Source organism: Natrinema sp. CBA1119, assembly GCF_002572525.1.
In the GTDB taxonomy this organism is placed as follows: Archaea; Halobacteriota; Halobacteria; order Halobacteriales; family Natrialbaceae; genus Natrinema.
The window spans coordinates 3,409,751-3,423,430 of sequence record NZ_PDBS01000001.1; the positions used below are offsets into that span (position 1 = coordinate 3,409,751).

12 protein-coding genes and 1 tRNA gene are annotated in these 13,680 nt (G+C 62.2%); 4 read left to right on the plus strand and 9 right to left on the minus strand.

The window, feature by feature from the left end; all coding sequences use genetic code 11:
• Positions 1-164 precede the first annotated feature (164 nt).
• A complete protein-coding gene (locus tag CP556_RS16890; RefSeq protein WP_098726675.1) occupies positions 165-1,124 on the plus strand; it encodes a M48 family metallopeptidase in 960 nt (319 codons plus the stop codon).
• A gap of 140 nt (positions 1,125-1,264) precedes the next feature.
• Positions 1,265-1,732, plus strand: a complete 468-nt coding sequence (locus CP556_RS16895) for a response regulator (RefSeq protein WP_098726676.1) — start codon at positions 1,265-1,267, stop codon at positions 1,730-1,732.
• A 169-nt stretch (positions 1,733-1,901) separates the two neighbouring features.
• On the opposite strand, the gene CP556_RS16900 is transcribed toward CP556_RS16895, so the two are convergent.
• From CP556_RS16900 to CP556_RS16920, 6 genes are all read right to left on the minus strand, one after another.
• Positions 1,902-3,209, minus strand: a complete 1,308-nt coding sequence (locus CP556_RS16900; RefSeq protein ID WP_098726677.1) for a DUF4352 domain-containing protein — start codon at positions 3,207-3,209, stop codon at positions 1,902-1,904.
• Positions 3,210-3,384: 175 nt separating this feature from the next.
• Positions 3,385-3,525 carry a hypothetical protein gene (locus CP556_RS26070; RefSeq protein WP_176548222.1) on the minus strand — a complete coding sequence of 47 codons (141 nt, stop codon included), beginning with the start codon at positions 3,523-3,525 and terminating at the stop codon, positions 3,385-3,387.
• The gene (locus CP556_RS16905) at positions 3,522-3,953 is read right to left on the minus strand and encodes a winged helix-turn-helix transcriptional regulator (protein WP_255291489.1); all 432 of its coding nucleotides are present in this window, start codon (positions 3,951-3,953) and stop codon (positions 3,522-3,524) included. Before CP556_RS16905 ends, CP556_RS26070 begins: the two co-directional genes overlap by 4 nt.
• An 824-nt stretch (positions 3,954-4,777) precedes the next feature.
• Positions 4,778-5,863 carry a hypothetical protein gene (locus CP556_RS25425; protein WP_141551701.1) on the minus strand — a complete coding sequence of 362 codons (1,086 nt, stop codon included), beginning with the start codon at positions 5,861-5,863 and terminating at the stop codon, positions 4,778-4,780.
• A 718-nt stretch (positions 5,864-6,581) separates the two neighbouring features.
• Positions 6,582-6,756, minus strand: a tRNA-Trp gene (locus CP556_RS26075).
• A gap of 58 nt (positions 6,757-6,814) precedes the next feature.
• Positions 6,815-7,729 carry a DUF5794 domain-containing protein gene (locus tag CP556_RS16920; RefSeq protein WP_098726680.1) on the minus strand — a complete coding sequence of 305 codons (915 nt, stop codon included), beginning with the start codon at positions 7,727-7,729 and terminating at the stop codon, positions 6,815-6,817.
• A gap of 563 nt (positions 7,730-8,292) precedes the next feature.
• On the opposite strand from CP556_RS16920, the gene guaB reads away from it, so the two are divergent.
• Positions 8,293-9,795: an IMP dehydrogenase gene (gene guaB, locus CP556_RS16925; protein ID WP_098726681.1), complete on the plus strand. Its 1,503-nt coding sequence runs from the start codon at positions 8,293-8,295 to the stop codon at positions 9,793-9,795.
• A gap of 96 nt (positions 9,796-9,891) precedes the next feature.
• Here the strand turns inward: guaB and cmk are convergent, their stop codons facing one another.
• Entirely contained in the window at positions 9,892-10,503 is a 612-nt protein-coding gene (cmk, locus tag CP556_RS16930) for a (d)CMP kinase (RefSeq protein WP_098727452.1), read from the minus strand.
• 128 nt (positions 10,504-10,631) lie between these two features.
• Positions 10,632-11,108, minus strand: a complete 477-nt coding sequence (locus CP556_RS16935) for a cupin domain-containing protein (RefSeq protein ID WP_098727453.1) — start codon at positions 11,106-11,108, stop codon at positions 10,632-10,634.
• A 154-nt stretch (positions 11,109-11,262) separates the two neighbouring features.
• Here CP556_RS16935 and CP556_RS16940 point away from each other — a divergent pair, with 154 nt between their 5' ends.
• Positions 11,263-11,805: a twin-arginine translocation signal domain-containing protein gene (locus tag CP556_RS16940; RefSeq protein ID WP_255291490.1), complete on the plus strand. Its 543-nt coding sequence runs from the start codon at positions 11,263-11,265 to the stop codon at positions 11,803-11,805.
• 43 nt (positions 11,806-11,848) lie between these two features.
• Here the strand turns inward: CP556_RS16940 and CP556_RS16945 are convergent, their stop codons facing one another.
• Positions 11,849-13,612 carry a YcaO-like family protein gene (locus CP556_RS16945; RefSeq protein ID WP_098726683.1) on the minus strand — a complete coding sequence of 588 codons (1,764 nt, stop codon included), beginning with the start codon at positions 13,610-13,612 and terminating at the stop codon, positions 11,849-11,851.
• Positions 13,613-13,680: the final 68 nt, after the last annotated feature.

Sequence of the window (13,680 nt, forward strand, 5' to 3'; positions counted from 1 at the left end):
GTGAGCTTCGTATTTGAGAGCACCGACACTATACAGTAACTGATAAGTAATCTAATCTGATGGGTAACGCCGTCGAACGAGCGGGGCATCGACAGTCAGTACGGATCCGGTTGGACAACAACCGTGGAATCGGTCTCTCCTCGTTCAGCTGATATTCCGTCGACGTGTCGTTCCGCCGGAATCCGACGGCGATCGTCATCGGGGGCTCGCTCGCGTGGCTCGGAATCCTCGTCGTCTACGTGCTCGAGACGCTGCTCCTGCCGTTTTCCGGGGACTACTTCGGATTGTTGCAGTGGACGCTCACGCACCCCCTCCGCGTCGCCATCGCGAGCGGGATTCCACTGCTCCCGGTCCTCTACTACTGGCCGGTCCGGGACGAAATCCGAGAGTTCCAGGCGGAACTCGGCAAAGCGGGCGCGCCGGCGTCCGAAACCCATCCCGAACTGGCGGCGGTGGCCCGTCGGCTCGCCCAGCAGGGAGACGTCCCGGAGCCGGCGGTCTACGTCGCCGATCGCCGACGGCCGGCGTCCTACGCCGTCGGCGGCCGCTCGAGCGGGACCGTCATCGTCACCACGGGGCTCGTCAATCGGCTCTCGGCGGCGGAGCGGGAAGCGGTGCTCGCACACGAGCTCAGCCACCTCGCGAACGGCGACAGTCGCATCATGAATCTCGTACTCGTTCCGATGCTGGTCGCCGAACACGTGGGGTCGGACGATCCGCCGTCTCGAAAACTACTGGTCTCCCAGCCGCTCGCCTATCTGGCCCGGCTCGTCCTGTGGGCGCTCCTGACGGTCGTCACAACGGGACAGCGACTGTGCTGTCAGTTCGGGATCGCCATCCTCTCGCGCGGTCGGGAGTTCGCGGCCGACAGGGGGGCCGCGGAACTGACGGGCGCGCTGTGCGACCTCGCCAGCGCGCTCGAGACGCTCTCGGACGACCGCTCACGACCCAGCGAGGACAAGCGCACCTGGGCGAAGTCGGCGAGCGCGCTGGATATTCTTCCGCGCGAGGGGGCGGCCGCATCGGCGGGCCCGTTTCGGACCCATCCGAGCACCGAGCAGCGGATCGAGCGCCTCGAGCAGTTGGTCGTCGAGCGGGTGAGGGGTGCCGCCAGCCGCGAGTAGCGGTTCCGCGTTCCCGCGGTCGGCGACGGGCGGCTTACCCGCCGAACAAGGGATGCGGCGCTGAGGGACGCTGAAACGACTACTTGGCAGTAATAGGGCCAGAGAGTTGCAGTTTTATCCTTGCGGTCGCATACCCATGTATGGCTTCGGCAGACGAGACTAACGAAACTGATCTGGGGGAGGTGGTCGACATTTTATTGGTCGAGCCGAATCACGGCGACGTGCGGCTCTTCGAGGAGAACTTCGAGGATGGGAAAATCGCGAACGCCGTTCACACGGTCTCCGACGGCGAGGCGGCGCTCGATTTCGTTCATCAACGCGGCGACTACGGGGACGTCCCGCAGCCGGATCTCATCCTGCTCGAGCCCCAACTCCCCGGCAAGAGCGGGATGGAGGTCCTCGCGGAACTGAAGGATGAACCGGTACTGAACGAGATTCCCGTCGTCGTCCTCACGAGTTCGAAGATGGGCGAAGACATCGTGCGAACGCACGGCCTCGAGGCGGACGAGTACATCCGAAAACCGGTGGAAACCGACGAGTTCGTCGAGTTCGTCCAGTCAATCGAGGACTTCTGGTTCGCGATCATCAAAACCGACGGCGACGACTGATTCGGCGCGCTCCCTCGAAAGTCAGGCCGCAATCGCGATATCGGCCGGTTCGATTACTGCAGATAGCTGCCCCATCGATACGCCCCCGCACGCGCCGTAAGACCGATTCGAGATGTTCCGAGAACCGATATTCCGGGAACGGGACCGGACTCGGGCGGTTCGGTCGCGGCTATTGGCTCCAGTGAATGCTCGTTTCCGCACTCGCGTATCCGTTCGACCACTCGCCGATCAACTCGAGATCGGCTGGGGCTATCGAACTTGGGACATCGAATCGGAGGACGCCGGCTATCGTTTCCCCTGCGCCGATGGTCCCGTACGTGCCGTACTCCCCGTCCTCTATGGGATCGACGTAGCTCGCGCTGATACCCACGTCGAGGGACGCGGTATCGTACACCGATCCGTTGGCGGAGAGATCCAGGTCCGACGACCGAGGGGCCGACAACCGGTTGCGACTGGTGTTTTGCACTTCGAATTCGAAAAACACGAACGACCCGTCCGCCTGAACGGTCTCGGTGCCGTAGTACGAATCAGCCTCGAACGAATCCGTAACGATGGGGTCGCTGATCGTGATCTGTGGCAACCCGTCGACGGCTACCGTCTCACCGAACGCGGTCGTCAGGGGAGTCACTTCCACCGACTTCGAGACGCTGTATTCTCCGAGGGTGACGGTGAACGATCCCGTCATCAGCGGAGTGAATGAATGTTGTGCGCTCGCGGTGTCTTCGGCGGGGACGGTGACCTCGAACGACTCGGTGTCGGTCGATCCGCCGGGACGTTCGGCTTCGAGGGCGGTTTCGACCGTGTATTCGGTGCCACCGGCGTTCTCCAGGACGACTTCGGCCGCGATTTCGTCACCGATGGCGACCGTCTCCGGGAGGTTCAACTCGAGGAATCCGACATCGGGCAGCTCCGCGGGGTCCAGCGCGAGGTCCCACGACGCTTCGTCCCTGGCTTCCTCGTCTTCATCGGCTTCGGAGTCGCCGGCTCCCGCCCACGACAGCGTCGCGGACTCGGTCGTGTCCGGGATCGAAAACGCGAGCCATCCGCCCGCGGAGACGTCCTGTCGAGCGTCGGTGGGAGCGTCGTACCCCTCGCCCGAAACGGGGGACGCGAGACTCGAGAGGACGGCGCTGTCATACTGTTCGCCTCCGGTGACGAGTTTGAAATTCTCGGCGCGAGGGAGATCCTGCGTTTCCTCGCTCCTGTTCGCGACTGCGACGTTCGCGAGCACCCACATTTCGCCCTCGTTCGACTCGCGACGCTCGCCGTCGTCGGTCTCGAGTTCGATCGCGAGTTCCACGTCGGCGAGCGTCAGTTCGACACCGCCGGTTTCGATCGTCATCCCGACGTCGCCCTGTGACTCCGCGTCGTTCTCCCCGTTTCCGTCCGCGTCATCGGTGTCGGAACTCGAGGTGCACCCGGCCACGAGGGCCAGCGGAACGGTGGTCGTCGCCTGCAAGATCGTTCGTCTGTTCATAAAACGACACTCTCCGGATTACGTTAATATCTATTGGCAGATCACCCGCCGGCGGCGGTGTCCAGGAGCATGATAGCGCGTCAGTTCGGGCCGATCGGCGGGTTCCGCCGGTCGGTCCTCGAGCGGGCTCGGTGCCGTCTCCGGAGCGATACCGTCCCCGGAGCGGGCGTGGCGATCACGGTATTCGCTCGCCGTCATCGCCGACCGCGATCGCGCAGTCGTCACAGAGCCACCAGCCCACCAGCGGGTCGCGTTCGGGGAGCGCCGCGTCGCAGTCCGGACACCGCACGGCCGGCTCGGCTCGAGTCCCGGTCATCCGTTCTCACCCGCCCCTCGAGCGCTCGAGTCGACCGCGTCGGAATCGGGCGCGCCGATCTCGCAGGCGACCGCGAGGCGTTCGGCGCGCTGGATGAGGAGGGCGCGGCCGTCGTCGGTGAGCGGGTACTCACACCGGTGTGCCTCGAGTCGCCGCTTTTCGAGGAGGCCGTGGCCCACGAGCACGTGCAGGTTCGGATCGAGTCTGGTGCGGGTGACGCTGGGGTAGGCGCGCTCGAGTTCGTCGATGATCGCGGGTTCGCGAGCGGGGATGTGGGTTCGCTCGAGGCGGGTGACGGCCTCGAGACAGTCGCGCTGGAAGGCGGTGAGTTCGATCCACGCGGTGCGGCCGTCGGGCGCGGGGTAGTTTTGGGGTGGTTCGGTCGCTCGAGTGGGGTGGTCGCGGTTTCGCGGATTTTTGTCGGGCATGGGTTTCGGAGGGTGGTTTCGGGAACTGTTGAGGGATCCGGTGTCTGAAGCACTGGATCGATGCTTTCTGGTCTGTGAGAGACCTTTCTACACAGCCCCTATCTAACATTCATTAGTCAATACCTACTAATAGTTTGCTCAAACATGATTCTAGAACGCTCACAACAACCAAAAGAGGTGTATTCGTGGGTTATAGGCAGGTTTGAGTCGTATCGAGGGTAATGAGATTGGATGCGGGTTGGATGGTGCGAGCGGACGACCGGATCTTAGAATTTCTCGAGGAGGAAGGACCGCACCCACCCTCGAAAATGGAAACCGATGAGCGAATTAAATTCGGCGCAGAATATCTTGGAAGACGGTGCAGAGAGTATCTTTGTCCTCATGGTCTCGTGAAGAATCTCGGAAACGGTGTTTATGCGATCACTGAGGATGGAGTCTCATATCTGGATGGCGAATTAGATGTTAGTCAAATAAACCCTCGAGAGTGATTGGCTTCACTTCCTACCTTCGCGAATTCGACTTGAAACGAAAGCGACTTGACGATATGTATAGTCTCCGTCGATTCTGATTTGCTTACCCGTACACACGATCCTTGGAATTCTAGTTCCCGGACTTACTGAATAGCCTATTTCGCCCCTAAACGACTGAATTTGTCTATTGTTGAAAGGAAAATATGGTCACAAATGATCGACTGATTCGAGATATGCACACAAGAATCAGGATATTGTGTGTACTCACAGAGATTGTATTCTGTCAACGTGTAACCCGAGGGAGGTGTGAAGAACCGACAAAAGAAGAAGCAGCAGCAGCACTAAACCAACTATTCACCTCCAATCATATAGGTCGGAATAATAATCTTCGAATCCATCAATTTCAGACTCCACCCAAGTAATTACATCGTCAATCACTTGAACAGGAGAATCATCAAATTCAAATACTCGTATATACTTACTGCTGAATTCTTCGTGTGCAATCATTCGAGTGGATCCAGACCCCTTTTTTCGAAGTATAGCTAATAATATCCCTTCATTTTTCAAATCAGAATACTCAACTAAATGGCCTGACGGATCTCGGTCAATTATTACACAGAAGCGAGATGCGATCGCCCATAATTTGACCTTTCTCGGCATTGAATGACTTGGATGGCTAGGGAGATCCTTAATCAAAGGTGCTTGGTATCCTCGTGCCTCAAGTGCATTAGATACCTCTTCGAGTTGTCGTTCCAACTCATCATTGTCATATTTCCCCAAAACGATCGCTGTATCATCCACTCGTGATAAGATATTTTGTCGACGAGTTGTTTTTGTCTCATAATAGTCGCCCCATCCTGACACATATGTTGTTTCTATTATACTATATAGCTCCTTAGCAGATGGTTTTATCAAGTTATCTGGATTGTCGAAAAAATAGTCATGGACATATAGAGCAGCAGGTATAAAGCTTGTACCCATATAATCACCAGCATTATCAAGCTGTAAAAATAGATTGCTAACAGAGAAGGGATTCGGTATTTCGTGTGGTTGTGAAGCAAGAAGCATTATTTCTGGTGGTATATTTATTGTAGAGCCACCATCCTCCCCCCGTTGTCCAGTGAGTGTTGTGAATTTCACGCCATTCTGAGTTTCAAGAGAATGTTCTGGTAGTTCTAAAGCGGATTTATTAACATCCTCGTAGTTGATATCGAAATACAGTTCTGTGTCAGACACTATATCATCATAATATTCAAAATTATCACCACCAGCTCCATCCGAAATAAGAAGCAAGTTTTGACCTCGATAAGAGGCGGCTTTAATGCTTGCTGATCGAACCCATGGTGGAAAACGATCCGGATCTAGTTTTCTTTTAGAAGTAATCTCCCGAGATAGGTCTATGACCCTCTTAGCATAGGTTTCGAGAGCTTTTTCATTCATATTCACTTATCAGTATCCGCATCTGTAAAATCTATCGTCTCAAATAAGATTGCCCGTAGGAGAGACACAATAGTGACAATACCCCCGTTTCATGTGCTTCAACTGGAGTTCTGCGTGCGGAGGCGGGGGCGGGGCGCTGTAATTTTTTGGTTCAGTCCCCTTGGGGACACCCGCCAAGGGGGCTTTCGCGCGAAGCGCGAAACGACCCCGCCGGCGTTGCGGTGCGATCGCGGTGCCAACCCCGCCCTCGAGTCGGAGGCTACAACCCGAGTTGTCTAAGCAGGGATGTTATTCAAGGAAACTTGCTGAAAGCAACGAAAACGGGAGCGTTGCCACTATCGAGGTCGGTTCAGTGATCGGCAACAGCGCCGACGAACCCGGTTTCAGTGCCACCGGCCGGAGTCTTCCAGGTGAACTCGACGCCACGGAGTACGGTCGGATCGTTCCCCGATCGCGATCACTTCTCGAGGGCCTTGCTCGCGAGCACCTGGACGTTCTCGAAACAGTCTGCCTTCAATCTGGAGAGAATCAGATCGATCCGCATTCGCCGGGGATCGCCCTGACGTCGAACTCGAGAGTGGACACACGATAGTTCGCTACCCGAAGAAAGCACAGTCGAGTCGACGGGATTTGAACCACGGTCGCAGCGAAGCTGCTCCCTGATTCAAATCCCTCCTCTTGCATACCTGCCGCTCGCGAGTTTGCGAGCGGCGAGGAATGGGGTCGGAGGGATTTGAACCCCCGATCTACTGATATCTCCGGTGCGCCTCGGAACTCCAGAGGGTCATCACACGAACACTGATCAGGTGTCCGATCAGTATATCAGTCTGGAGTGTCGTCCCGGGCGCGGTGCCTCTGGAGTCAGCCGCCATGCCTGGCTTGGCCACGACCCCTCGAGTCTTCGTTGGGCGATCCACCCTAAAGTGGTTTCGATTCGGTACTGAAACCGCACTACAGCCACGGAGCCCGTCCCGCGGTATCCGTCCCGTCGTCGCCCGGATACGCGTTCGACTCCTCTTCCTCGCTTTCGGCGGCCGGCGGCTCGCTCGAGTCCTCGACGTCCCCGCCGTCGGCCACCGCGCCCATCTGTGCGGCCGCCGAACCCGAATCGGCTCCGGAACTCGAGTCCGCGTCGGAGCCGCCCCACGGGAGGTCGACGGCGAACAGGGCGGCGACGAGCAGCGCGGCCAGCGGGGCCTGTCCGAAGGCCATCCCGAGCAGGGATAGCGGCAGCAATCCGAGCGCGACCGCGCTCCCGAAGCGGAACCGGTCGATGTCCATGTACTCCCGCAGGTACGGTCCGGTGAGGGCGATGGTCAGCGCGAACGCCACGCCGACGGCCGCCGCCAGCGTCGCGTGGACGACGAGGACGGGATCGGTCATCACGACGAACGTCGCCCCCGAGGGATCGATACTCGCGACCAGTCCCAGCCCGATGACGACGACGGGGTTGGGGAGGTAGTCCCCGATGGTCGCGCTGGCGGTCTTGGCCGCGATAGCGGCGATCACCAGCGCCGCGAACCGCTCGAAGATGACGATATCGAGCACGCTCTCGATCGCCGGCGCGAGTGCGGCCTGGACCGCCGCGAGCAGTATCAGCGGGATCCCGACGAGCAAGACGACGGTCGCCTGCTCTCGAGGCGTGCCGTTCATCTCCGCTAAAATCACGGCGACGGTGGCGCTCCCACCGAAGATCAACAGGCCGACCTGCAACGCACCCAGCGGCTCGTCGAGCGCGCCGGCCAGGATCAACGCGGGGAAAACGCCGTCGACTAACGGCAGCATCATCACCAGCGCAAGGAGCCGCGCGTCACCCCCGACGATGCGCTCCATCTGGAGCGCGACCGGGTGTTGTGACGTACTCATCGGTCAGGGCCGATGGCCATGACCCGAGGCCTGTGGGCGATATGACGGGCGATCCCGTACCGACCGGTCCGCACACCAGTCGATCGCATTGGAAGTAGGGCCTCGCGCTGTGAGTTTCTGTGTAACATTCCCGAAGGCGAAGGCGGCGACGAAGTCGGAACTCGTCCGGCCATCGGTTCGGGCGGCGGCTGCACTCACAGCGTACATACCCAAATACACGAGCGGACTGTCAATAAACGTTGTGTGGGACTGCATTTCACGATTCGGCAGTGTTTCAGCAGTAGCACCCAGATCCGTACGGAAACGCACAGATCTGGCTTGGATGTCGGCACTCGTCGCTGGAATCGCCGCGATTTGTGACACCGACTGTGACTCTCGCACCGCCGAAATGTTTGGACAAGAACCCGACGACTCGAGGACGAGCGCAGACATTTCGAGCGGAGAGCGAGCGTGGCCTGACGACGTCTGACCGGCCGACCGATTCGCCCACTGAGGCCTCCGTCAACCGTTCGCACCCGGCTATATCTCGCAACCCTTTTTGCTCGGGGGTCCGGACGGTTTACATGGCGAACGACGTTCCAGAGCAAGAGCCCTATTCTTCGAAACTGCAGGTACCGGAAGCGCTAACGTTCGACGACGTCCTTCTCCGCCCGAAGGAGAGCCGCGTCGAACCCGACGACGCCGACCTCACGTCGAACGTCTCGAAAAACGTCGAGGTCTCCGTTCCCATCCTCTCGGCGGCGATGGACACCGTCACCGAGAGCAGCATGGCGATCGCGATGGCCCGCCACGGCGGCCTCGGCGTTCTCCACCGCAACATGAACATCGACGAGATGGTCGAGGAGATCGGGCGCGTCAAGAGCGCCGACGAACTCATCATCCCCCTCGACTCGGTGGTGACCGCCGATCCCGAGATGTCCGTGCGCGAGGTCGACGAGCGAATGGCCCGTAAGGGCGTCGGCGGCGCGCCCGTCGTCAACACCAACGGCGAAGTCCTGGGGATCATCTCGAGTACGGACATCCGGCCCCACCTCGAGGTCAACGAGGACGACCCGGTCACCGAGGCGATGACCGACGAGGTCATCACGGCCCCCGAGGACATCGACTCCCGCGATGCCTTCGAGATGATGTACGATCACAAGATCGAGCGCGTCCCGGTCGTCGACGACGAGAACTTGCTCGTCGGTCTCGTGACGATGCAGGGGATCCTGCAGCGCCGCGAGTACAAGGAGGCCGTCCGCGACGAGGACGGTCGCCTCCGCTGTGGCGTCGCCGTCAGCCCGTTCGAGCACGACCGCGCGACGGCCGCCGACGAGGCCGATGCCGATGTCCTCTTCATCGACACCGCACACGCGCACAACCTGAACGTCGTCGAGGGCGCTCGAGACATCAAGGAGTCCGTCGACGCGGACGTCGTCGTTGGAAACATCGGCACCCGCGAGGCGGCCGAGGACCTCGTCGACTTCGCGGACGGCCTCAAGGTCGGCATCGGCCCGGGCTCGATCTGTACCACCCGCATCGTCTCGGGGTCGGGGATGCCACAGATCACGGCCGTCGCGCAGGTCGCCGACGTCGCGAGCGACCACGACGTGCCGGTGATCGCCGACGGCGGCATCCGGTACTCCGGCGACGCGATTAAGGCGGTCGCCGCCGGCGCGGACGCGGTCATGCTCGGCTCCTACTTCGCCGGCACGGAGGAAGCACCCGGTCGCGTCGTCACGATGAACGGGAAGAAGTACAAACAGTACCGCGGCATGGGATCCGTCGGCGCGATGAAGTCCGGTGACAGCGACCGATACCTCAAGGACGAACCCGACGAGGACGACGAGTACGTTCCGGAGGGCGTCGAGGCCGCGACGCCGTACAAGGGGACGCTCAAGTCCGAACTCCACCAGCTCGCTGGCGGCATGCAGTCGGGCATGGGCTACGTCGGCGCGGAAACCGTCCCCGCATTCAAGGAGCGCTCGGAGTTCGTCCGCGTCTCCGCGGCCGGGCAGGCCGAGAGCCACGCCCACGACGTCGTCATCACCGACGAAGCGCCGAACTACTCCCCCGACAGCGAGTAACGGACGCGGTCCGTTTCGACCGGCCGCGACCGCCGTCACCGTGACGAGGTCGCGTTCGATGCTCGAGGCCCCGTCGAATCCCCCCTCGAGCCGATTTTAGGGATCGAGTTCGGGAGTCGTGAACGCTCCCTCGTCCGCTTCGGGACCGTACTCCTCGATGGCCGTTCGGACGAGCGAGAACACGCCGTGCTTGCTCCAGCGGGCGGTATTGATGTGGAGGTCGTAGAACGTCTGATTGCCGATATCGATCTCGTAGTAGGACTGATAGCGGCCGGCTTCGCTCACCTCGCGGACGCGCATTTCGGCGTCGGTTTCGCCGCGGTCGTCGATCCGCTCGAGGCGGACGTCTTCGGGCGCGTCGAGCCAGATCCGTAGGTCGGCGCGCTCGCCGGCTAGCCAGCCCGCGAGCCGGGACTCGAGAATGAACGGCTTGTTGGCCATCCCCCACTTCTCGGCGATCTGCTGGAGGCGTCGGTCGAGCGCGCGGTCGATGTCGGCGGAGCCGTCGGCCTCCGCGGTGAGCTGGTTGAGGCTCATGTCGCGGTCGTCGGCGAGTTCGCGGAAGATGTCGCCGCCGGAGACGTAGGGACAGCCCATCGCGTCGGCGAGGCGTTGACAGAGCGTCGTCGCCCCGCAGCCCGGCGGCCCGGAAACGGTGATGAACAGTCTCGTGTCGATCTCCGCGTTCGAACCGTCTGCTGTGGCCATACGTTGATCCACTCGGTCCCCCCTGAAAAGGTTCCGGCCGCGATCGAATCCGATCGTCGCTCGCGAGCGCGATATCTCGGCGGCGGACACGGGTCACGTTCGCGACTCCTCGAGCCCGTCCCCCGATATTAGGGCGTAAACGAGTTGCCACACTCGGTACACGTCAGCCGGAAGGCACCGTCATCCGTCAGTTCGAGGCCGTGGCCGACCTCGTCCTCGCAGTCCTGACAGTAGAGTATCGACTCGATCTGGTCCCAGTCGTGTTTCGACTTGGGCGCACCGAAGGCGAAGCCGACGACCCGCTCGTCGGTGTCGTTGTAGCCGTGCTGGAAGTCACCGGGCGCGAACCGAATCACCTCGTCCTCGTCGACCGTCACCTCCCCTTCTTCCATGTCGAATGTCGCCGTCCCCTCCTGGACGTAGAAGACCTCCTCCTGATCGTGATGGGTGTGCAGGCCGCCCGAAAAGGACTCTCCCGGCTCGAGTTCGAAGTAGTTCATCGCAAAGTCCGAAAATCCGAGCGCGTCCGAAACCGGCCGTCTGATCGAGTGAACGTCCATCGGGTTGGTTTCGATGTCAACGTCGTCGATAGCGACTTTCTCCATGCCTTGTCGTTCGGGTCGGGATGCAAAAATCCCGTGGATGAGGATATCTACCGAGACCGGTCCCCGGCCCGACCGATCGGCCGCCGAGTCAGTCGTGGACATCGGGGAGACCGGAAGAGTAACGCATACAGTCGTTCGACACTGACGAGTACACGTGAACCGTCGGACGGTACTTCGAACCGCGGGGGTGGCCGCGACGATCGCGCTCTCAGGCTGTGCCGACGCGCTCCAAGAGCACTACGAGGGCACGTTCCAGGGCCTGGTCCCGATCGAGATCCACAGTGAAGCCGAGAGTCACTACGATGTCACGCTCGAGGCGTACAAGCCGGGGACGAACCGCCAGACCTACGACGAGAGTTATACGATCACGGCCAACCAGTCGGCCACGCCGCCCCATCTCGAGGCGACCGAGCAACATCTCCGCGTGACCAAGTACGAACGGCAGAGCGAAGAACAGACCACCGAGGAGGCGATGATCACGCCGAACACCAAGTCGGTGATCATCAGGATTACCGGCGACGATCTGACAATAGAACTCAGCAGCGACGACGGCGAATCCTCCGGGCCGGCCGCTGAACCGGGAGCAGAGGGTTCCGGGACGGACGGGCCCGGGACGACAGATCCCGAACCGAACGACTCCGAGCGGACCGACGGCGGAACGAACGAGACTGATTCTGCGGCGGATACCGGCGCATAACGCGAATCCGATACCTGGCCCCGACGGGCGAACCGCTCCAGGTTCAGGGATACGGATGAAACGCCCGCTCGAGGCGCGGTTCGAAGCCGAGGTCGTCCGGTACCGTCCGCGCGCGTTCGCCGAAGAACGACTCGTCGGTGAACAGCGGCTGGGCACCGGGGACGACGACTCGGACCGCCTCGAAGTCGATCGACTCGACATCGCGCGTCGTCAAGCGCGCAGCAAATGGCGTCAGCCCTGCGTCGGCCGTCCGCGAACACAGCGTCTCGAGGCGGTCGAGACCGGTCGGGACGGAGTCGGGACCGACGCTCGCTGCGGGAACCATCCGGTCGGCGTCGACGAACTCGCGCGCGCGCTCGGGAAACGACGCGTACTCGCCGATCGCGCCACCGGCGTCGGCCGCATCGTCGGGGCCGAGACTGCGCAGTTCCATCCAGTTTTGGAGCGCCTCCTCGAGCGCCGCAGTCGCGGCCGCCGCGGCGTCGAGGCCGGCCGCCGAGCCGACCGCGAAAGCCGGCCACGCGTCGTCGGTCGCCGAAATCGGCTCGTCGCCCTCGAGTGCGTTTGGCTCGCGATGCACGGCCACGGCGACGACGGGCACGTCGATATCCTGCGTGACGAGCAACGGCGTCACCGAGAGTCCCTCGCTCCGGGCGCGGCGCTCGAGTGTCGCGAAAGCGTCCGTCTCGACCGACAGCCCGAGCGGCTCAAATGTCGAGTACCAGGCGAGCATCGTCGCGTCGCGCTCGATCACCTCGGTCAACCCGGATACGAGCGCGTCGACCGTCGAGGAGCCAAGTCCCAGCCCGGTCGTGATCGCCGGGACCAGCGACGCGCCCGGCTGGGGGAACTGGACCGCCGCGGCGGGCAGGTGTGTCGGTTCTCCGGTCTCGAGGGCCTCGCCCGGCACCCAGCGGTGTTCATCGCCGGAGTCGTACGCCGGTGCGTCGTCTGGCCGAACGAGCTCAGTCGGCGCGACCGCGTTCTCGAGGTTGTCCTCGCTCGCGCGGACGAACTCCGCGTCGCGATAGACGCCCGCGCAGTAGCGCTCGAGTCCCTCGCCGACCGCTTTCATCAGGGCAGCGTTCCAGTCGTCGGCGACGCCGGCGGCCTGCCGGGGCGCGCTCGCGTCGCTGAAGGCGGTCGTCTCCGCCACGGTCGCCAGGTAGTAGGGGGCCGGGAACGACTCGACCTCGGCGATGCTCGAGACGGGACCGACGCGGTTGTCGATCGCCCGCTCGGCGCGTTCGACCGCTGCATCGAGGCCGAGCGTTTCGGCATCGCGCTCGAGCGATCGATCCCGATCCGTATCGGCGCACGCACAGCCCGGAACGGGCAGGAACTCCCGGCGGGCGTGTGGTACTTCGCGTACCTGCCCGATGATCGAGCGCTCGTCGCCCGAGAGGACGCGAACGCACTCCCGACCGGCGATCGCACCGGCGAGTCGTGCTCCGGCGCGATCGGCCTGCGGGGCGTCGGCTCGCTCCTCGAGATTCGACGCGACCCGCGAACGGAGACAGTCGAAGCAGCCGGTGGCGGGCGCGAATCCCGAGATAGCGGCGTCGACAGCCGAAAGCGGGTGGCCGCCGATCCCGCCGATCTCGACGGCGATCCAGGGCGTTCCGCCCGAACGGGCGGCCTCGTTCGCCTGATCGAACGTCGCCGAGCCGGCGACGTCGCTGACGACGGCGAAGCGGGCATCGGAGAGGGACGACGGCTCGGCGTCACGGACGCCGATATCGACGTCATCGAGCGCGGCGACGACCGCCTCGCGGACGGGATCGTCACCCACGACGTGGACTTGCATACCCCTACCTGCTGGCGCGGGCGGCAAAAACGCCCCGCTCGAGCGTGGCCAGGACGGCGACCGGCTCG

Excerpts from the sequence above, each read along its gene's own strand:
- guaB (WP_098726681.1), top strand. The coding sequence starts at position 8,293 with ATGGCGAACGACGTTCCAGAGCAAGAGCCCTATTCTTCGAAACTGCAG.
- CP556_RS26070 (WP_176548222.1), bottom strand. The coding sequence starts at position 3,525 with ATGACCGGGACTCGAGCCGAGCCGGCCGTGCGGTGTCCGGACTGCGAC.
- CP556_RS16905 (WP_255291489.1), bottom strand. The coding sequence starts at position 3,953 with ATGCCCGACAAAAATCCGCGAAACCGCGACCACCCCACTCGAGCGACC.
- CP556_RS16945 (WP_098726683.1), bottom strand. The coding sequence starts at position 13,612 with ATGCAAGTCCACGTCGTGGGTGACGATCCCGTCCGCGAGGCGGTCGTC.
- cmk (WP_098727452.1), bottom strand. The coding sequence starts at position 10,503 with ATGGCCACAGCAGACGGTTCGAACGCGGAGATCGACACGAGACTGTTC.
- CP556_RS25425 (WP_141551701.1), bottom strand. The coding sequence starts at position 5,863 with ATGAATGAAAAAGCTCTCGAAACCTATGCTAAGAGGGTCATAGACCTA.
- CP556_RS16935 (WP_098727453.1), bottom strand. The coding sequence starts at position 11,108 with ATGGAGAAAGTCGCTATCGACGACGTTGACATCGAAACCAACCCGATG.
- CP556_RS16920 (WP_098726680.1), bottom strand. The coding sequence starts at position 7,729 with ATGAGTACGTCACAACACCCGGTCGCGCTCCAGATGGAGCGCATCGTC.
- CP556_RS16895 (WP_098726676.1), top strand. The coding sequence starts at position 1,265 with ATGGCTTCGGCAGACGAGACTAACGAAACTGATCTGGGGGAGGTGGTC.
- CP556_RS16900 (WP_098726677.1), bottom strand. The coding sequence starts at position 3,209 with ATGAACAGACGAACGATCTTGCAGGCGACGACCACCGTTCCGCTGGCC.